The sequence below is a fragment of the Akkermansia sp. JRP_AM1 genome (assembly GCF_049262625.1).
Classification (GTDB): Bacteria; Verrucomicrobiota; Verrucomicrobiia; order Verrucomicrobiales; family Akkermansiaceae; genus Akkermansia; species Akkermansia massiliensis.
In genome coordinates this window covers 3,144,886-3,164,056 of sequence record NZ_CP118234.1, presented here as the reverse complement: position 1 = coordinate 3,164,056, position 19,171 = coordinate 3,144,886, and the positions used below count along the sequence as shown (strand labels likewise).

General features: G+C 58.3%; 21 protein-coding genes. All 21 read right to left on the bottom strand.

Annotated features, from left to right (window positions below):
* Positions 1-12: 12 nt before the first annotated feature.
* The 21 genes from PVA48_RS15285 to PVA48_RS15185 all read right to left on the bottom strand — a co-directional run bounded on the left by PVA48_RS15285 (position 13) and on the right by PVA48_RS15185 (position 19,119).
* Entirely contained in the window at positions 13-2,172 is a 2,160-nt protein-coding gene (locus PVA48_RS15285) for a hypothetical protein (RefSeq protein ID WP_423232017.1), read from the bottom strand.
* Positions 2,169-2,525 (bottom strand): hypothetical protein, encoded by a 357-nt coding sequence (locus tag PVA48_RS15280; RefSeq protein ID WP_423232016.1) that lies wholly within the window; start codon positions 2,523-2,525, stop codon positions 2,169-2,171. Before PVA48_RS15280 ends, PVA48_RS15285 begins: the two co-directional genes overlap by 4 nt.
* Entirely contained in the window at positions 2,471-4,666 is a 2,196-nt protein-coding gene (locus PVA48_RS15275) for a hypothetical protein (protein WP_423232015.1), read from the bottom strand. Before PVA48_RS15275 ends, PVA48_RS15280 begins: the two co-directional genes overlap by 55 nt.
* Before the next feature lie 3 nt (positions 4,667-4,669).
* Positions 4,670-5,110 (bottom strand): hypothetical protein, encoded by a 441-nt coding sequence (locus tag PVA48_RS15270; protein WP_423232014.1) that lies wholly within the window; start codon positions 5,108-5,110, stop codon positions 4,670-4,672.
* Between the two features lie 33 nt (positions 5,111-5,143).
* Positions 5,144-5,554 (bottom strand): hypothetical protein, encoded by a 411-nt coding sequence (locus tag PVA48_RS15265; RefSeq protein WP_423232013.1) that lies wholly within the window; start codon positions 5,552-5,554, stop codon positions 5,144-5,146.
* A 2-nt stretch (positions 5,555-5,556) separates the two neighbouring features.
* Positions 5,557-7,752 carry a hypothetical protein gene (locus PVA48_RS15260; protein WP_423232012.1) on the bottom strand — a complete coding sequence of 732 codons (2,196 nt, stop codon included), beginning with the start codon at positions 7,750-7,752 and terminating at the stop codon, positions 5,557-5,559.
* A 55-nt stretch (positions 7,753-7,807) separates the two neighbouring features.
* Positions 7,808-8,395, bottom strand: coding sequence for a hypothetical protein (locus PVA48_RS15255; RefSeq protein WP_423232011.1), 588 nt, complete (start codon positions 8,393-8,395; stop codon positions 7,808-7,810).
* 38 nt (positions 8,396-8,433) lie between these two features.
* Positions 8,434-8,637, bottom strand: coding sequence for a hypothetical protein (locus PVA48_RS15250; RefSeq protein ID WP_423232010.1), 204 nt, complete (start codon positions 8,635-8,637; stop codon positions 8,434-8,436).
* Positions 8,638-8,657: 20 nt separating this feature from the next.
* Positions 8,658-9,131 carry a hypothetical protein gene (locus PVA48_RS15245; RefSeq protein ID WP_423232009.1) on the bottom strand — a complete coding sequence of 158 codons (474 nt, stop codon included), beginning with the start codon at positions 9,129-9,131 and terminating at the stop codon, positions 8,658-8,660.
* Positions 9,128-9,286, bottom strand: a complete 159-nt coding sequence (locus PVA48_RS15240) for a hypothetical protein (protein ID WP_423232008.1) — start codon at positions 9,284-9,286, stop codon at positions 9,128-9,130. The genes PVA48_RS15245 and PVA48_RS15240 overlap by 4 nt, the downstream gene beginning before the upstream one ends.
* Positions 9,287-9,354: 68 nt before the next feature.
* The gene (locus PVA48_RS15235) at positions 9,355-9,768 is read right to left on the bottom strand and encodes a hypothetical protein (protein ID WP_423232007.1); all 414 of its coding nucleotides are present in this window, start codon (positions 9,766-9,768) and stop codon (positions 9,355-9,357) included.
* Positions 9,765-11,090, bottom strand: coding sequence for a hypothetical protein (locus PVA48_RS15230; RefSeq protein ID WP_423232006.1), 1,326 nt, complete (start codon positions 11,088-11,090; stop codon positions 9,765-9,767). The genes PVA48_RS15235 and PVA48_RS15230 overlap by 4 nt, the downstream gene beginning before the upstream one ends.
* A gap of 49 nt (positions 11,091-11,139) precedes the next feature.
* Positions 11,140-11,592 (bottom strand): phage protein Gp36 family protein, encoded by a 453-nt coding sequence (locus PVA48_RS15225; RefSeq protein ID WP_423232005.1) that lies wholly within the window; start codon positions 11,590-11,592, stop codon positions 11,140-11,142.
* A 7-nt stretch (positions 11,593-11,599) separates the two neighbouring features.
* The gene (locus tag PVA48_RS15220; protein ID WP_423232004.1) at positions 11,600-11,959 is read right to left on the bottom strand and encodes a hypothetical protein; all 360 of its coding nucleotides are present in this window, start codon (positions 11,957-11,959) and stop codon (positions 11,600-11,602) included.
* Positions 11,960-12,025: 66 nt separating this feature from the next.
* Positions 12,026-12,982 (bottom strand): hypothetical protein, encoded by a 957-nt coding sequence (locus tag PVA48_RS15215; RefSeq protein ID WP_423232003.1) that lies wholly within the window; start codon positions 12,980-12,982, stop codon positions 12,026-12,028.
* 31 nt (positions 12,983-13,013) lie between these two features.
* The gene (locus tag PVA48_RS15210; protein WP_423232002.1) at positions 13,014-13,454 is read right to left on the bottom strand and encodes a hypothetical protein; all 441 of its coding nucleotides are present in this window, start codon (positions 13,452-13,454) and stop codon (positions 13,014-13,016) included.
* 47 nt (positions 13,455-13,501) lie between these two features.
* Positions 13,502-14,668 carry a phage protease gene (locus tag PVA48_RS15205; protein WP_423232001.1) on the bottom strand — a complete coding sequence of 389 codons (1,167 nt, stop codon included), beginning with the start codon at positions 14,666-14,668 and terminating at the stop codon, positions 13,502-13,504.
* Between the two features lie 159 nt (positions 14,669-14,827).
* Positions 14,828-16,945, bottom strand: a complete 2,118-nt coding sequence (locus PVA48_RS15200) for a phage portal protein family protein (RefSeq protein WP_423232000.1) — start codon at positions 16,943-16,945, stop codon at positions 14,828-14,830.
* Entirely contained in the window at positions 16,942-17,640 is a 699-nt protein-coding gene (locus tag PVA48_RS15195) for a hypothetical protein (RefSeq protein WP_423231999.1), read from the bottom strand. Before PVA48_RS15195 ends, PVA48_RS15200 begins: the two co-directional genes overlap by 4 nt.
* Positions 17,637-18,566, bottom strand: coding sequence for a terminase large subunit domain-containing protein (locus PVA48_RS15190; protein WP_423231998.1), 930 nt, complete (start codon positions 18,564-18,566; stop codon positions 17,637-17,639). The genes PVA48_RS15195 and PVA48_RS15190 overlap by 4 nt, the downstream gene beginning before the upstream one ends.
* Entirely contained in the window at positions 18,559-19,119 is a 561-nt protein-coding gene (locus PVA48_RS15185) for a phage protein Gp27 family protein (protein WP_423231997.1), read from the bottom strand. Before PVA48_RS15185 ends, PVA48_RS15190 begins: the two co-directional genes overlap by 8 nt.
* Positions 19,120-19,171 lie beyond the last annotated feature (52 nt).

The window sequence follows — 19,171 nt, the reverse complement described above, 5'->3', positions numbered from 1 at the left end:
ACTGCTGCGCTATTATTCCGCCGGGCCGTCGGGATAGGTACTCGCCACCTTAATCGGCAGCTGTATATCGCCCAGCATATGCTGTATCACCTGCTTGTCCTTGATTGTCGCCACGTGGAAGGAATAGGAATACTGCTCCTTTTCCCCTTCCTTCGCCGTCAGCGGCGGGTAAATATCAATCGTCCCCTGCTGGGTGCCTACGCTGGCAGACACAAAGGCCCCTTCCTTGTTGACGATACAGTTTACCCATACTTCCCCGCTGGTTTGACCAAGCGTTTTCCAGCCGCCGTTATCGCCAGGTATTTGTCCGATCTTGTTTCCATCCATTAAGAAGGACACCTCCCTCATCCTGGAGCCGATCACATTGGAAAAATCATCATCCCAATCTAACGCTACCTGGAGCGCATAGACAGGAGGAATAGCCGGGGCGGTGGCCCATACCATCTTGCCTTCCGGACCGACGGTCGGAGCCGGCGGAGACTGTGACGCCTCCATATCCCAGGTCAATCCTGCCGCCGGAGTGTCCGAACCATTCTGTTCCTCATCCAAATCCTGTTGCGCAGCAGCCATCTGCCGCACCCGGTCAATCATATCCTGGAGGGACAAATGGCCAGGCGCACCCAGGCGGAGGGAGGTTCTGCCCCCATCCACATCAACGCTGACGCTTTGAACTACCGTGTCCATCGTCAGGTACTCCTCTCTGGCTCCGCTGATGACCAGCTTGCGGCCTACCATAAAACGGGGCTTGATCGCATGCAGGGCCGTCACCTGGCCCTCCCAGGGCGTCACGCGGGTAATGTCGTAATAATCCCGGAGCGCGGCAGTATAGTCAGGCACGGTCGGCTCCTCTGCGCTGTCTCCTGTGCTGCCCGAGGGCGGTTCTCCGCCTCCATCCCCTCCGTCTGTACCCTCCTTGTCAGCTCTGTACTTGCGCCGCTTGACATTGATGGTGCGGCAAGTCCAGGTGAACCAGTTGCAATAACAAAGCTGGCCGCCACGGTTCTTTTCTATGGGGAACAGCATCTCGCATCCTTTTGGCGGAGGCTGTGTAATCCAGGCGAACTGGCGGAATTCCACGTAGCTCCATTTAATGGTCTTACAGGCTTCCGACAACTGGCCGGCCACATGCTCGAATGCTGTCGCGTCGGCAGAATAATTGGACATGTCCATTCCTTCAACATTGGAAACCCTGTTTTTTTTGATGGAGCCGAACTTAACGCCGGACACGGCAGACAACCCTGGAATTTTGCTCTTCCACCACTCGGCGGCATCATCCGCCCCGGAAGGGAAATCCGCCCCTCTCACCTCCACCACAGGCTTGGTGAAATTCCAGCATGGAGACTCACTGGGGGCTGTATCATCCCCGTCGTCCCCGCTGCTGACCGGAGCGGCCATCTGGACAGTGACACACCCCTCCTGGTGCAGACTGGCCCACTTGGGCCAGGACTGGGTGTCGACCACCAGGTCGCCCGCCGTCAACACAACGCCCACCGCCGGGGGAACCAGATCCGGACGTGGGTACAGCATGATCTCGGAGAGAATGTCGGCCACCCTGTCCAGCCGCGCCTGTTTCAAATCCGCGCCATCGGCAACATGAATCACCGGGGCAGAACCGGAATAGTCTACCCACATCACCATGCCGGGGCGCAGGGATAACAATTTCCGCAAAACGCCGGCATAAGTATCGCAGGACATGGAGGAATCCCAGGCTGTGGCCGTCGTCGGCACGGTCACATCAATGCCGGTTTCGGGCGGAAGCAATCCATACTGCCGGGCAGTCTCCATCACCCGGCGCAACGCATCAGCAATTTTAATCTGGCGAGGCACATCCTGCCCCGTCCCGGAGCTGACTTTAAAGGACGCCCCTACAGACCCTCTCAACGCTCCGGACGCGCCAAAGTACAGCGCCGCTTCCAAAGGCTGGAGAATATCGCAAGCCTCAATGGACCAGTACCAGGCATTGCCGGACTGATCCAGGGAACACTTGCGGACCGTTCCTTCCATGATGGTGGCACCGTTCCAGACAATGCGCACCGGCTCTTTATATTTATAGGGAGCCACCTCATCCTGTTTTCTGGCCAGTTGCCGCCAGGAAACGCGCATCGGCGTAAAATTCTGCCAGCTGTAAGAAGCGTCTTCCAGGGCCTTGTCCATAAGTTCAACAATCTTCATCTGCGCGGTCCGAATTTTCCTTGGGAATCAATCTTATCCAGCCGCGCCTTGAGGCGGGCCACTTCTCCGGACAGTTTGCCCTGGGTGGACTGCGCGGAGGAATACCTGGTTAAAATCTGGTCAATCAGGCCGATCATCTCATTAAACTCATTCCCTGCTTCCAGGCGCCGGTCGTCATTTTCCAGCCTGCTTTTAAGATGTTCCAGCAGCTTGCGCTCGCCCTGAGTCACAGATGTCCCCCCGTCGCCCTGTTCGGAAAGAACCTTCTTCAACGTCTCTTCGGCGTACGGAAGCGCTCCTATCGGCTCCTTGTTGGCGATCTCACCGGAGCGTCCCAGCACCTTACGGCGCATCCTGGCCAGCCAGTCATCCAGCTCCAGCACCTTCTCCTGGCCATCGTGCAGCTTGCCGGACAAATTGGCCACATCCTGGGCAGTGCGCTCCAGATCGCGCAATTCCTTATCATTTTTCTTGATGGCCCGTTCTTTTTTGATGGCATCCTGCCAAGCCTTAATGGCCTGCATAGCCGCCTGGGCAATCCCCTTCTCATCCTGGTTGGTTGAATTCTGGCAGCCTCAAAAAGTTCTTTGGCGAATTTCTCGGCATCATTGGCATCCTTCAAATCCTTCTTGTCCCAGGCACTGCGCGGCAACGCTTTCAACCGCGCGAAAATATCGGAAAACTGCTTGAGCTTGGCGGCCAAGGCGTCATTGCCCTCAAAGTTCTCCGCATACTGCTGGAAACGGTCCATGCTGGCATCCAGCCGTTCATTGGTCCTGGACAGGGCCTCCTTCTGCTTCTCCTGGGTCCTCTGCCTGATTTCAATTTCCTTGCGGAGCCGGTCTTCCAGGGCTGAGGCCATCACATCGGTATGTTTCACGGCATCCTGCTGGGCGTTGGTCTTGGCCGTCTCCTGGTTTACGGCCTTGTTGGCCGCCGTCTGGGCCTGATGCTCCGTCAGTACCCCCCTCAGCCTGGAACTGGCTTCCGCCGCCTGCTGCCTGGCATCCTGCATTTCCTGGAATGCTTCTTCCAGGCGGGCGGAGTCATCCTCAATAGTCGAACGAACCAGCTGTAAAATCCGAACATACTCGTCCCGCCGTTCATCGTCATTCATCCCCGTCAAATCTCCTACCAGCCCCGTTTTGCTGATGCGCTCATATAAATTCCCCAGTGCCTGCCGGCGCTGATCCGCCTTCTTTTTCAACATATCCTCGTTGCCCTTGTCCGTCTCGTTAAAGCTCATCCCTCTGGCACGCATGAATTCATGCTGTGCAGCCACAGCGGCCTCATAGTCCTGCCGTGCCTGGTCCTCATCCTGTTTGCGTGCCAGCGCGATCGGAGCGCCTGCCAGGGGCAGCATGGTGGCGGCGCGTGCCTGGTCTTTAATGGCCTCTTGTATTTCCTTTTGAGCATCCTTCTGGCGTTTCTGGATTGCCTTCCAGCGAGCAAGATCTTCTTCTGCTTTCTTGGCGGCATCGGCCTCTTCCATGACCTGGATCGGCTTCAATCCTTCCACCAGTTGCTTGGATTGAGAAGAACGGGAAAACTCCAGCAGTTTACGGTAGCGTTCTTCGGCGGCATCCGCCCTGGCCTGTGCCGTCTGTGCCGCCTGGTCAGCCTGCCTGCGCTCCATGTCCATGCGTTCGTTGGCGTCTTTGGCATCAATTCTGGCCAATTCATCCCGCGCCTGGGATTCGGTAATCTCGCCCCGGATGCGGCGCTGGTTGACAATGCTGCGGTTCTTCTCGTTTTCAATTTGGAGCAGTTTCTTCTGCATTTCCAGCCCGGCCATGGCCTTGCGGTCAATGGCTTCAATGGTACGCAGCCGGGCATTATAGGCATCGTTCACCTGTTTAACTCCGGCCGCCTCCTGCTTCAAAAACGCGTCCTCGCGGTGCTGGGCACGGGCGGAATTGATACTATCCTGCCAGCGGGCCAGCTTGTCCTGGGCAGCCTGGATGATGCCGGCCAGCTTGGCGTCAATCTGCTTGGCCTTGACGCCAAATGCCTCATTGAGCGTTTCTCCTATAGACCAGCCAAGATCCCATGCCTGCTTGCCCAGCCCGATCACATTTTTAAGGTTTTGCAGGCCGCCGTTGAATTGGCCCCAGGACTGCATTGTATTGCTGCCCCAGGCTTGCAGCTTGCCGGGCAGGGAAATAAGCGTGCTGATGCTCCGGGACAACAAGGATGCACTCCTGTCCAGGCGCTGGGAGGTCACGGTGAAATTCTTGCCCGCCTGCCTGAGGGAGCCGTCCATCGTCTTGACGGCATTGGCCAGTTCCGCCGCTCCATCCAGCCGCCAGGACATGCCGCCTCCGGTGGCTGCCCCAGTGTAATCCGGGGCCGTGGTACCACCCACGCCCCCGGACAACAAGCTGCCGGGAACCTTGCCGGCAGCTTTGGCCAGACCGTCCACGGCCTGCTGCGCCTTGTTCAATCCGCTCAAATCCGCTGTCGTGCCAATGCTGATGCTTACGTCGTAATCCATAGGTCAATCAATGTCTCCGGTTAAGAACAGTTGAATTTCCAGCACACCCCAAAACGCGGCGGCTCCATACCGCTGATCATTGGTCGGCGGCAAGGGCTGCACATGGTCAAGGGTGGCGCGGTAGTCCCGCGTGCGCTGCGGGATGCCGGCATGATAGGCGGTCATCCAGGTGACCATGCCCTCCGGGTATAGCGCCAGCAATTCCGCTATGTCCAATCCCCATGCCCTGGCGGCGGCGTAAGTGCAGAAAGCCCGCGCCAGGGAAAAAGACATCTGCAACCCGGCATTGCCGCGTGCCGCCTGGTGCATCCAGCGGCTGCCGATCACGGCCTCGCGCTGCACCTGGACGGAGGGCGCCACATCCACGAGGGAAACCATCACATCCCCGTAACTGCACAAGGCCACCGCCTCCGGGGCATCGTCCCCGATCGGGCGGTAGATCACTGTATCCTGAGAACGGTATGCGTCCATAATCAGTTAAAGATTGCTGGTAGCGAAATGCTTGAAAAACTCCACGGCGGCGGGCTCCGTGATCACAAAAGCCGGGTAGTCCGAAACTGTAAAAATCCTGCGGCCTTTGGTGTCCACATGGACGGCCTCCACGGTCAAAGACACAGCATCAATCATTGTATAGGCGCCATCCTCCGCAAGGGTCAGGACATCTTTTCCCAGCCTTGCCCACACCTGGGACGCCTGCCACGGCTCCGACAATCCCACCAGTGCGGTAACGACGGACTGCATAGCCGGGGCCTGGTCGGCTGGTATATCGTCCTGCGTATAGCGCGCCGGAGGTCTATATCCGCCCTTGTCCTGATAAATGGCTGTCAGGGTGAATTCCTGCCAGTTGCCGGGCTTCGGAAACTGAATCTGTATCTCTGCGTTATTCATTACTAGAGAGGTATGTTAATATCTTCAAAATCAGCCGTTTCTTCGGCTTCAATAGCATTGACGGCCATTGCTTCCAATGCGTGATAGGTTGGATTGGTCAATCCATTGGAATAAAGGTGCCTGGTGCCTGTGCCCGCGTCGGCTGAAAGGGCATATGTTTTCTCATTGCGCGCGTCGATGATCAGAGTGCTTACGCCTGTTCCTGCCTCGAAAGCGATGAAGCCGCGGAGAGAAGCTATTTTGAACAGGGTATTGGTACTGCCGCCTCCCAGCTCCATATAAAGAGCCGCCTTTTCCTCCCGCACTGCTGTACTCGGCGGCCCGCTCTGCATGTAAATAAGCCTGTTCAGCCCGTTCGGCATCAGCTCATTCGTCCCTACTGAAAGAAATACGGTTGTCGTCTTCACCTGCCAGTGTCCAACAGACGATACATAAAAGATTTCCCTTACTCTGATTTCATATCCCTTGCGGACAGTATCGTAAGGCGTATTGATGGTAACATCGATGATTTCCCCGTGGTTGACGGCCAGATCGTTCCCCGGAATCATAGAATAAGAATCCATCGTCAACCCGGTTCTGTTGGTTTTTGAGCCGCGCCCTATGCCAAAAGTAAATTTGGCGAAGGCTGTCGCATTGACCGCAAGGGAAAATCCGCAGACAGAACTGTAATTAAATTGGCCGTTAGGCCCTGTCAGGGGAATAACCGCTGACCCGTACGCATTGGACCCGGCAGAAGCCGCGCCCACCGAAAAACGCTGCGTCAACCCGGCAAGAGTACCGTTGGAAGATTTAGAAATGGAACCCGCGACTGTGATCGAACTGGAATTAAGGTATATTGGCTGAACCAACGCTGATACAGCTCCTGCCAATCCTGACGTATAAAAGCGATTAACCGCGCCCGTATCGGTCGGTGCCCCCACGGCCAGCGGGATGTTGATGCCTCCGTTGGCGTTGACGGTCCCCGCCGCCGTCAGACCTCCGGGAATCGTCATGTTGCCTGCATCATCTACTTGAGGTATGGCCGCCAGAGCCTGCTGGACCGCCGTGGCAGAGTTGGCTGCACTGGTGGCAGATGTTGCGGCATTATTGGCAGCCCTGGACGCGGCAGCGGCGGACTGGCCAGCCGTCCGCGCCGCAGCCTCGGAGGTCGCGGAAGATTGGCGCACATCCCGCCCCAGGCTGTCCAGTTGTCGCGCGGTAGCCAGCTCCATCCCTCCCAGGGTGATGCCGTCGTCATAGTCCACTACCACGGTCATCAGCGGGGCCATCGTGCCGTTCACGGCGGGCGGGTTGGCCACCTCCGCCACCAGGCCACGCCCAGGGACGGACGGAGTAAGTACGGCGTGCATGCCCAGCGCGTAGGGCGTCATCTCCGTCCCCTCGCACACCTGGATAATAATGACATCCCCGCGCGTCAAGGGAACGCCCGGCGTAAATACCCACGTGGCCGTCTGGCCGCTGGACAGGTTGGACACATAGGCGGAGGTGCCAATCAGGCTGTAAGCTCCGTCCGTCAGCCGCCAAATCCGCAGGCAATACTGATTCAGGGCGGGGTCGGTGAAAAAATACACGGTTGAAATACTCGTCAGGCGGCAGCTGTCGGGCAGATGCCCGGCCAGTATCTCGTCTCCCCACGTCATCGCATAGCCTCCGACGATGGTCCAGGTGTCGGCGGCGTCTCCGCTGGACAAGGTGGATTGCCCGGTCGCGGCTTCCAATTCCACTCCCGCATCCTTGAGCGCGGCCGGAAGCTGCGCGGCCAGGGCGGTTGCTACCAGATCGGACCAGTCGGCCAGCACCTCGACGGGCGGCGCGTAATCCGCCGGCAGGATGTCCCGGCGCACCGTCACCCGGATCGGGCGGGACGTGTGCTGCGCTCCGTCCGGAGCCACCAGCACCACCTCGCCCACCAGCTCCACGCGGTCCGCACTGTCCAGCGCCTCCTGGAGCGGAACCGTATTGACCACCCAGGACGCTTCCTGCCAGTCATCCTGGCGGGTAAACGCGGTCACGGTCATGACCAGATCGGCGCTGCCTATCGTCTGCTTGACCGCCAGCGCCGGAGTGCAATCCGTGAGTGCATGATCCACACGGATGCGCACCGGCACCGTATCGCCCAGCACCAGGGACACATCCGTCACCGGCACACCGGAGGGCCAGCGGACCGCCATTGTTCTGCCATCAATCACCAGTTCCATGTCTCGTGAGGTTGTGGAGGGCGGCAGCTGTCAGCCTCCGCCCTCCGGGTTTTCATCAGGCCGTCGCCGGAGATGCCAGCGCCTTGGGCGTCAGCTTTTGCAGCGGGCTGTATTCAATGCTCAATTCCCATTCGGCGGTTGCCGGGTCGGACGCGAAATTCGGAGTATTCGTCAGCCGCAATCTGCCCATGACGCACCACTCCATCAGTTCCTTGCCGTTTTCGGAGTGATCCGTCAGGCGGCCATATAGCCAGACCCTGATTTCTCCGTTGGACACAAACGGCACGGCTTCCTGGTTGTCCGCCAGTTCATCGGCCACGCCAAAAGCCAGCTGGATCACTTCCGGAGCAATGTACTGCGTGGTGAATTTCAGCTTGTACTGCTGCACCATGGTTACATCCTCCGTCTCATACATGCCGGTGGCGTCATTCACGCCCTCAATCTGGACGTTTTTTTTGACCTGCTCCACCTGTCCGCTCTTGATTTTTCCCAGATACAGCCAGGGGCCGGGAGCTTCGGAGGTGGGGATTGCCGGACATGCGTCCGCTCCTACCGTCTTGCTGCCGTCCGTCGCTCCGAATTTGGCAATCCTGACCGGCATGCCGCCAATCAGGTAGTTCACTCGTCTTGTTGCTTCACTCATGATATTTAGTCTTTCTTATTTAATAGTTGAGCCAGAAGTTAATACACACGCCTGGCGGCCTTATCGGCTATAAGGTCCTCGGCTTGTTTGGCCGTTACCGTCACCGACGCGCCGGCGGCAAAGCGCCAGCCGTCAATCTCGGTTCCCATCTTGAGGATGCGCACCTTGACGGCGGTTTCCTGCTTTGCTTCCCCCTCGGCTGCTGCCGGAGCCTGTTCCTGTTTGGTTTCTACTTTTGCCATGGTTTATTTATGGTTCAGGGTTAATAAAAAAGTCTCGGGGCCAGCACGACGGCCTTGCCTACCAGGTTCTTGATTTTTTCCAGCTTGCTCAAATCCAGCGGCGTTACGCCAATGACGACCGGTTCTTCCTGGTTGTCCTCTTCGTCACGCATCCAGTTCTGCACCCGTCCGATGATCGTAGCCGCGACGTCGGCCAGATATTCATCCACGGATTCATACCCTGGCGGAAGCAGGCTTTCCTGCTGCATGTAGATACCTACCACCATCGGGCAATCCATCCGTGTGGTGCGCGTGCGCTGCGCTTGGTCCGTATTGTTCGGATCGCCTGGTGTGACAGCTACACAGCAGTATTGCGAGTCAGCCGTCATCAGGAGCAGGTCACACTGGTTCACGCGGTCAAAGATGCCGGGCATCACCAGCGGGGCAAGGTCTGTATCCCCCTGTAAATGCTCCACCAACTTGCGGGCATAAAGGTAACTGGGCGCTTTTTTCATGATTTCTTCTTTCTGCTTAAAAACTCCAGGGCATCATGCACGGCTTCCCCGGCTACGCTGCGCACTTCGCCCTCGTCGGGCATCACATCCGGGTGTTCCGGTATAGTGACCTCCCGCATCAGGATGTAGTAGATGGGGCTTTGTGGGTCTGCCATGCGCCGGGTCTGCCCCTTGCGTGGTCCCCTCGTGACGGGCACATCTTTGCCGCCAACCAGCACCCCCGTTACAGGCCCCTTGCAAGGCACAAACACCAGGCTTCCCCCAGCCCCGCCTGCTGGATGCTCAACCCATACGGGGCGGCATCGGTGGGTATAGCCAGATTCTTGGTCGGCTCTCCTGTCACTTCCGACGGGCGTCCACTAGCTCGCAACGGGCCGCCCAGGGCTTTTTCCGAACCAAGCCACTGGTGCCGGACACCGCGCTTATACACACGCACGGCCAGCCGGTCCTCGCCGTCCGGTTCCACGACGGTGGCCCGCGCCGCGTCCGACCAAAAAGACCGTCCGCCACGATCCTCAAAGCGGGTGCGCAGGTTGTCTTGAAGATCCAGGGCGATGGCTTCATTAACCTGAGCCTGTTCTTTGCGCCCAAGCTTCAAAGCAATGCCGCCCGTAATGGTCACATTAAGACTGATCATAATTCGTGTACGGTGATGGTTGCCGGCCTGGTGGCCGTGTCGATGCCGGTGACGCGGTACGCCGTACCGCCCAACAATACCCGGCTGCCGGGTGTCACCTGGCGACCGATGGCCGCCGCCGCCAAGTCAATGCGCCGGGCGCTGCTGCCGCCTTGCACCACCAGGCGCACGTTGCCGGAGGCAGGGGACGCACTCCCCACGGGAACCGCAGGCACAGCTGCCACCGTGAGCGGCACGCGATAGACGCCGGATTGCAGGGCTGCCATGTCTTGCGCTGTCAGGGTGAGGGATGTTTCCAGTTCCGGAGCGGCATCGGGAAGAATCCGGCCAAACAGGCGCGCTACGTCTTCAATCATATCCAGCCCCGCGTGGTTTTCCGCAGCAGTGGAGCGGAAGCCGTCGGGATTGCTTAAAAATTCAGCCAGCGCGTCGGCCTGGTAGTTGGTGCGCAGAGATGCCGGCACGTCCTCGCGCGGTTGGGTGGTGATCACCCGGCCAATCTCTCCGGCATCATAGGGACGTGTGCCGTTGCGGTCCACCAAGCGCAGGGAGGAACCGTCCCATTCTGCAATGCCCTTCATCTGTTCGGCCAGGGCTGCGCCCAGGTCTTCATCCCGGACATTGGCGTCCAAGGCAACATCATGGTTGAACGACTCCGGCCGCTGGGATTCGATGCGCTCCATGTCTTCGTCCGTTACCAGGCCCTTTTTCTCGGCAACACTCCATTTCACAGGACGCCACCACATGCCGCTACCGTAGTCAAAAGGTGGGTAAGGCGTTCGCCACCGGGACAATGCCGCCCAAATGGGAGAATCATTCAGAGCAATGAAAGAACCGTCCCTGGCCACACCTTCATAGTTGACGGAGGCGGCGGCTTCGTTCCAGCGCGTTTGCCAGTCCCTGGGCTCGCGGGATTGACGGTTGCGGTGCAGCTCACTGGCCGGGTACATGGCATTGCCCGTGAGCCGGTTCTTTTCCGCATAGCCACGCGCCATATTGACATTGGTTTTCAACGTCACGTCCAGACGGCGCGGCGTGTAAATATCCTTAATCGTGCCGGCAGTCCCAGGCGAGGGACGGTAGCCGGAGCGTTCCAGTTCTGCCCGGACCATCCGGCGCGCCTCAATCAGTGACACTTTCCCATTGGCCAGCGTGGCCGCCGCATTGCGGCAGGCTTGTGCATCCTCAAAGCGTACCTTGCCCGCCATCACAAAGGCCCGCTCCATACGCCAGTAATCCACGCGCGCAGCTTCCCATTCCCGGCTGCGCAACTCGGACGGGATGACTTGCTTGTTAAGGATAAACTGACCGGGAGCGGGCATAATCTATTACCTGATAATTATTAACTATTACCTGCCATGATGCCTCGCATCATGGCTCCGGATACCAGCCTGTGCCGTCGTTGCCGTAGGCCGGAGACGGGGCGACGATGGCCGGCTTGTGGGAAGCGGGCACATGCACCTTGCCGTCCGGCCCCATCACCTTGCGTTCCGCCCTGGCAATGGAGGCCAGCAGTGCGGCGGCATCATCCGCCGCCTTGCGCCGCTCGTCGGTGATGGCCATGCTGTAACGTTTGAGCAGGCGCACCGCCGCAATGTCCATCGCGGCGGCGCGTAGCGTGCGCGGTATGGTTGCCTGGTCATCGTCCAGCGCGTTGGCCGGATTGCTGGCGATGGATTCCCGGACCATGGCCGTCACGTCGTCCAGGGTGTCCAGCGTCCAAGTATTGGCGGAATCCGGGCCGGACGGTACCACAACGGCCAATTCCTTGGCATTGAATACCAGGGCCAGGTCATCTATCGTCAGCTCAATCCAGGCTTTCATGCAACAGTCAGGCTTGGGGGTTAGCGGCGGCGATCAGGGCATCGGCCACCCGCAGGGAGTTGGCCGCCAGCTCGTGGATCATGCGCTCGTCGCGCAGCAGTGCAGCATAACGTCCGTGAGCCACCAGACCGGAGGCAATCGTCGCGGCAATTTCTACGCGGGAAGGTTCAGCTGTTTGCAAGGTGGCGGCGGATGATACAGGTTCCTGTCCCTTAATTTCTCTGTTTTCCGTTTTAGGGGAATCCTCTTCTTGCTTGGTCATGCTGGGTCCGGTGGGTTCTCCGTCTGCCGGTTTGGTGTTGTCGCCCTGAGGGGCAGCCATGGGGGCGGATGTTTTGGTCTTGCTGGTATCAGGTTTTGTCATCATGATTTGGTCTTTTAGTTGTTGTTAGTCTTTGCCTCCCGCTCCCGCAACGGAAGCGGGAGGCCATGATCAGCTGATTGTCAGGCGGCTCACGCAGGGCGGAGCCGTTACGGCGTACGTATGCTTCATATTGATTTCGTACCAAGTGGTATGAATGCCGCGTTCATAGTAACTTTCTACGTTTTCTGCGTAGGCGTCGCCGCCGGCGCTCAATACCTTGAGGCCGGAGAAGTCCCCGACGGCCATTCCCTCCTGGGCATAGGTCAGCCATACGTCGTCACCCAGCAAGTTGGTTCCTTCAAACTCCACGGCTGGTCCTGCTTCATCCTTGCCAACGGAGACATTGGCCACCATTACCTGGAGATTGTCGGCGGCATGTACGCCCAGCAGTTGCTTGAACAAGTCAATGGTCAGTTCCCTGGCACTGTTGTAGGTGATGGCATCCAGGATGGCGGGGGAGGCCCCCAGCACATCCCACTTCTTGCTCGGAATCAGAATGCGGTTGGGCTTGATGCCGGCCTGGGTTTCCATGCGGTCAATCTCGTCCTTGAGTTCCTTCATTGGATCGGCGGAGGAAGACGACCAGTTGCCCACGCCGGAACGCGCCTGAACCTGGCTGCGGAAATGGTCAAACCCGTCGGCAATCATGGATCTTTGCCAGACGCCCAGAAGCGTTCCCGTCCTGGCCTCCGCTTTAAGGGCGGCCACTTCGGAGCGGCGGGCGTCCAGTTCTTCCCTAGACAGGTGCAAATCCTGATCGTCTATGCCGATGCGCAGGCTGTGGTCCTCCAGGGCAAATGGACGTGGTGTGCAAACCAGATCCAGGCTGCGGGCGGATTGATGGCGTCCGCGCGAGGTGTCCACGCGACGGAACGCATATCCCTGGGGAAAATAGTCATACGTCCCGCTGTCACCGTCCACCTTCACGGACGGCGCGATAAAGGATAATGGATTGACCGGAGAGCGGCGGAACCAGCCCACCACCATCTGGTGCAACGAGTAACAGTAAGTGTAATTTGTGCTCATATCAGTTAATGGTTAAAAGTTAATAATGATGTTATGCGGAGGCGGCCTTCACCTTGTAGGGCTTACACATGATCACGTTGATCAGCTGCCCGGCCTTGGTGGTGGCCACGTCCTGAACAGAGCAACCCACAATCAGGTCGCCGGCGGTTTCCGAGGAAGCGGAAACGGTTCCGTCTGCGTTACGCTTGAGTGGCGTATTCATCTTGATGGTGCCGGGTTCTTCTCCCAGCTGGGCCTGTACGATAGACTGGCTGGACCACAGGATGAGGGATGCCCCGGTCCGGTTGCCCAACATGGAGCGCAGCTGGCCGTCCGGCTCGCTAATCACGCCATGGGGCATTGTGTCGTTATCTTCCAGGGCGATTTCCCCGGCAGCATTGATGGAGGCAAATTTGCCTTCATGGAGGTGGCCCTGCTTGCTGGCTTCCTCCGTGTATTGCCGGCGCAGCACCGGCTTGTCATAGACGATCATGGTTGGTTTCCTTTCGTGTGTTGGTGTGTTGGTTGTTGCCGGATGCCTTAGCGCTGGCCGTCCTGGTAGTCCTGGCGGGCATCGCGCCAGACGCGGGCGTATTCGGCGGAGTTGAGTTGACGTCCCAGCTTGTGTTCTTCTTTATCCACGCGGCCCTGGCAGTAGTCCGTCATGGCTTTCTCCTGGGTGTTCACGTCTCGCCTCATTCCGTTAATGCGCACGCTCACATCCCGGTTGGGTTTCTGGCCCAGCATCCGCGTGTTGACGTCGCGCAGGGGAGCCAGGTTCGGGTAACGCCGTTTGCGGCTGTTGGTGTCCGGTCCTCCGGATGCGTTGGCGGCAGCCAGAGCGGCGGTCAGTTCCTCCACCTTGGACTTGAGGCCTTGGACGGCGGCCAGCACGTCCTCCGCGTTGGCGGATTCGTCCAGGTTCATCTCTTCCGCGAGTTGCATCAGGATGTTTACGGCAGTGCTTCCGTCGTCGTTGGTGTCCTTTTCCGGGTCATCCGGATCAGTGTCCGAATTCGTGTCGGCGGGGTTGTTGTCCTCCTGGGCCGGAGGGGTGGGAGGCGTCTGTTCCTCGGTCGGTTCATCCGGCGTCTGGTCCAGCTCGCTGTTCTTGTCGCGCTTCGGCTTGGTGATGGCCGTGCGGGTCTTGTTAGTCGGTTTCATGTCTTTGTCTTGTTGGTTATCTCGGTTTGCTTGTTTGCGAGAATTGGTCATCGGGAGTTGTCCCTTGTGGTTGGGGTAGTTGGTTACGCTCAGGCCGGCCAGCCGGACCGGAGCCACCACACGGGTGTCGATCACTTCAAAATCCGGGTAATCGTATTCTGTCGAAAAGAAAACGTATTCCCCTTCATTTACGGCCTGGTGTCCCCTGGGTGTCCATTCAATCCAGGCCCAGAGCATATCCCCTTCCGCGTGCAGTGCCTTCACCCAGCCGAACGCTTTTTCAAATTTGTGTTGCTCGGAGGTGGGCAGCCCACGCCCGTCGGTGTCTTCTAAAGAAAAATTGTCTTCCAGGATCATCAATCCCTGGGCATCCAGCCGTGCCTGGTACACCGTGTCGGAAGGATCGTTCAAGGCTCGCCGCAGTTCATCCTGCATTTTAGGTGTCCACTCACAGGTTGGTTCCACCGCAAACCATCCGGCATCCGGCACTTTCCCCAGTTCATAGGGCGCATGGGGCGCATCTTTAAATGGTATCACTTTCATGTCTTAAATTTGCTCTTGTTATTTGCTTATGGCTTGTTAAAGTTAAAGTCCGGTCGGCAACTTGTTCTTGCGGTGACGCATTAGCTTGAGCAAGTAAACTGGGGTCAAAGCCCGTGTTATCCGCCCGTAGGGCCTGGTTCATGACCGGGCCTTTCTCTTTTATGGTCGTTTGTCTTTGTAGGCCGTATTCAGCTTGATCTGTTTTTTTCCGTCGTTGAACAAAACCGCTTTGGAGCCTTTCTTGCCTCGTGCCACTACTCCGTCACCATCCTTGGAACGTTGGCCCGTGACAATGGCCTGGGCTGCTTTCCGGGCGGTTGTCTCTCCTTTGTCTATATGCTTCTTCGCGTGTTTGGCTCCGTAGTAGTCCGGATGCCCTCCATCCACCGTCAGGTCTTTCTTGCCGACCTTCACACCAGTTTTCACGCTACCGCCTTTCCTGGCCGTCCTGGTGATGGCTTTTTCCACTGCGTCCACCTTGTTGGATGTTGACGCGTGCTGCCCGGCTTTCAGCGGCGTATTGCTACGGGTGGATTTGCCTTCCCCCTCGCGGCCAATGCCACGGTTCCGTCCGATTCTTCCTTCCTTCCCCCAGCGCACCATGGCAGCGTGCCTGGCCGCTTCCGACCGGCTCATCTTCCCGTTGGTGTCTTTCCTTTCGCCGCCATCCTCCAAATTTGCGATTTGCAACGGGGTTGCAACGGGGTTTCCCGGCTCTTGCGGGCCGTCTTGCGCCTCGGTGTCCATGGCGGCCTTTAAGGGGGCTTGTAGCGTTTCGGCCAGTCTGGCCACTTCTCCCACTCCCGGCACCTCCGCCATACGGCGCAGGGCGTCCAGTTCATCCTTGCTCAATGCCGGTTCCTGGGTGCGGCTGTTGCAGTCTTTTCGCATGCAGGACTGGTCAAACGCTTCACGCGCTGCCGGCCACAGCATGGTCGGGGCGTAACGGGTGTGCATATCCCGCAGCATAGGAGACTGCAAGCCCAGTCCGTCGGCTCCCGGCATGGCCTGGGTGGTGACGTTGTACCCGGTCAATTCCTGCACTTGATCGTCCGGTGTCCTGTAACCTACTCCGGCCAGCTGGGAAATGTTGGTGACGCTAGCCACCGTGTCGTCTGCTTCCGGGTGCTTGATTTCCAGTTCCACGTAGATTTCCTGGCCGGGGTGCCATTGTTCGATGATAGGTCGCACCATGCCCCGGTTGAGCACGCCGGAAATGTCCTTTCCTTCGGCCGCTGCCAAATCGTCAAAGCCGTCTTCGTGCGTGGACCCTGTTTCCGTGTTGGTTCCTGCCCCCGGAGCGGTCAGCATGGTCATCTGGCCGTTGGTGGAGCGCAGCACCAGTTCCTGGGTGGAGAGGTCGATCAGTTTTAAAAACATGTCCGGTGTGCTGGCCGGTACGCTCACGGCCTTGACATCAGCACCGGGAGGTAGTGTGCCGCAGCTGTTGCTGATGCACTGCATGGCCATTTTCAGATAAAGCGTCTTGGTGTCTTCATCCGTTCCTTCCGGCATGATCACAAAAAACGGGGGCGTCCCGTAACGTCCGTTGCAGGTCATCCACTGTGCCTTGGCGTTCTTTCGGTCCAGGCACAGCATCATGGCCACCTGGTCAATGGGACGCGGGCAGAGCCGCGTCAGGATGGACCATTCCGGCACGGGAACCTTTTCCGCCCGCGCCGTCCCAAACGTCGCGCGTGGGTTCCATTGCCATTCCCCGTTGTAGCCGTCCCGGCTCCAATTCCAGTTATCCGTCACCTGGAGCACAAATTCACGGGATGTCTCCACCATTTGCAACCGGCGGAAATGCCTGAATGACGCCTGACCGAACGCGGCGATTGCTTCGTCCATATTGGATACGGCATTGCAAAAGTCCTTGGCCGTTCTGAGTTGGGCGTCCGCAATAGCATCTTCCAGATCACTCAGGCCTTTCTTTTTGACGATGCGCCAGGGTAGCTTTTTCAGGGCGGTGTCCCGCTTTTCCACGCAACTGGCCAACACGGCATCGGCCGGTTCCAGCTGTTCCCATATCCACTGCACCTGTGCGTACGCTCCACGCAGGGCTTCATTCATACAGGAGCGCACCGTGGAAATGTTCAAAAAGTCCAGGGGCGGCGTATAGGACAGGTGCCGGGATTGGTCGCCCAGGATGTCGCGCAAGTCCTGCTCGGAAAATACCACCGGCTTGCTGTCGCTTTTCAGGCGGGCAGCCTGTGCCGGTGTCAGCGTGAGATTGCCCAAAGTTCCTCCCTTTCTGAATTTATTGTTCCGGCTCATGCAAACGGTCTTTCATCAAGGTTTTGGTTATTCCACAGGCCCGCCTGATTAGCAGCTTGTGCCCAGGAGTTGTTCACGTCGCGCCGTCCTGGTTCAGGGGGAACTACTACAAAGCTTTTGCCTATAAATCCCCAGTAGGCCAGTTTGCCGGCATCAAACGTGTCGGCGTGGTTGCCGTTCTTGTCCGGCTTGCACTCGAATTTGGCCCCGTTGCGCTTCACCAGCCGGTGATCATCCCTCAGCCATTTGCCCGCCGGCATGGCGATGATGCCGTCTTCCAGTGCCGCGCAATAGGCCGATCCCATGGCCGTCTTGGCGTCGGTTTTCTCCCCTTCAAAAATCACGGAGTTATTGCCGGCAAACCCAATCACGCGGATTTCTCCCGCCAGCATCTTGCGCAGCTTGTTGGCCGCAAATTTCTCGTTGCTTTTATCCACTACCAGCGCCTTGCGGTAAGACTTTGGTACGGGGTCGAGTACATGCCGGATTATGGATTTCATCACGTCCATGTCATCCGTTTTCCAACGCACGACCAGCCGTTCGTAAAAGATGCCTTCCCACTGTTCCGTGACAGTCAGGGCACTGGGGTTCGATTTGTCGTCAATGGTGCTGGCCACGTCCAGGCCCAGGCATACCTTGCCGCCTTTCAAGTGTTCCGCCCAGGTTGGCGGGATGAGTTTGTTTAAATCCATCATGCTGCCAGTACCTCCTTGCTAAGATCAATGCCCGTGCAGCACTGCGCCCCCTTGTACATGGCATTGTTGATCCACGCCAGCTGCACGGCGGATTGGCCACCCTGGACAAACTTGAGCGCATAGTTGCGATCGGCAGATGCCTTGTCCATGGCGTGGGCGCGGTATTCTTCAAACGCCACCGGCTTGCCGGAGAGAGGATCGAACAGGGACAGGCCCGCCAGCTCGCTGTCAAAAATGTCCACACGGTGGACCGGATAGCCGGCCTCCGTCTTGTAAAAATTCCCCTGGGCGTTGGGCGTGAATTCCAACGGGCCGGGGTTGAGAAAATCATAGGTGAAATGCTTGTCGTCCTCCGGGGGCGTCGTGAACATCCACATCAGAAAATCAGGATTGCGGGAGATGATCGGCTCCACAGCGTCCAAGACCGCCCGGAAGTCTGGCCAGAACCCGACCTCATCCCCAAACACATCTCCGGTCCAGCCGCGCGCCGTGTCCGGGTTGGGGGCCAGAATCTTGGTTCGGCTGTAAGAGGTGCGCGTATGGTAGATGCGCACCTGGGCCGCCTGCTTGTCCATCAGTTCCGCCAGGTCATCCACGGCCAGCAGCTGATGGGATCTCTTGTCCACCACGTTGCCGCCCAGTTCCTTGCCCAGCGCTTCCTGCTTTTCTCGCAGTTTGGCCAGCGCGTCGTGCCAGATTTGAGCTTCCTTTTCCACGATTTCCTTGCCCGTGGCTATGGAGGCGCTGACAAAATAACAACTCCGTCCAGCACGTTCCAGCATGCGGTCTATCGCCTTGGCGGCAATAAGGTAGGACTTGCCGCGCTGCCGAGCCCACAAGAAAAACATGGTGCGCAGCCGCAGCCAAAAGGCCACTTCTTGGAAGGTAAGCAGATTGATCAGGGGCTGGGAGTTGCCTTTATCCATTGATAAATTCCGGTGTGATTGTTTGTGCCTTGCCAAACAGCAGCGGGCGCAGCATGGCCACCTTCTGGGCGTCACTGCCCTCGCCATTGACGATTGCCTGGACCTCCGGCGAAAGCGCCTTGTCCAGCAGTGCCTGGGCGGCCATCGTCTGCCATTTGTCGATGTCCAGTTGCAGGCGGGAGGATTCCAGCTTTCCCTTGGCGTAACTCTGCACGATGCCGAACAGAGTTTTCAGGGTTTTGGGGTCACTACCTGGTGAGGTAGCCAGGTCAAACACCGTGGAGCGCACAGCCTGCAAGGTAGCCTCATCCAGGTCGGAGGCATCCATTTTGTTGAGCTTGGCGGCTATGTCCTTGCGGCGTGTCGCCATCAGCGGCTGGACGTGGTTGTGGTAATACTGCGCGATGCTCGTCAGGCTCCAGCTGATGCCGTCTTCCGCCACCCGTTCCTGCACAGCCTTGTAGGTCGTCCCGGCAAAGAACATTTCATCCACCGCGTCCCGGAGATAGGGCGGCAGATTGGCGGCTACGCTGTCCTGACGGAGTTTCTTCATCGGTATTTGAAAAATAAATAGAGAGCAGTTAAGCTGAAAGCCATGGAGGCGA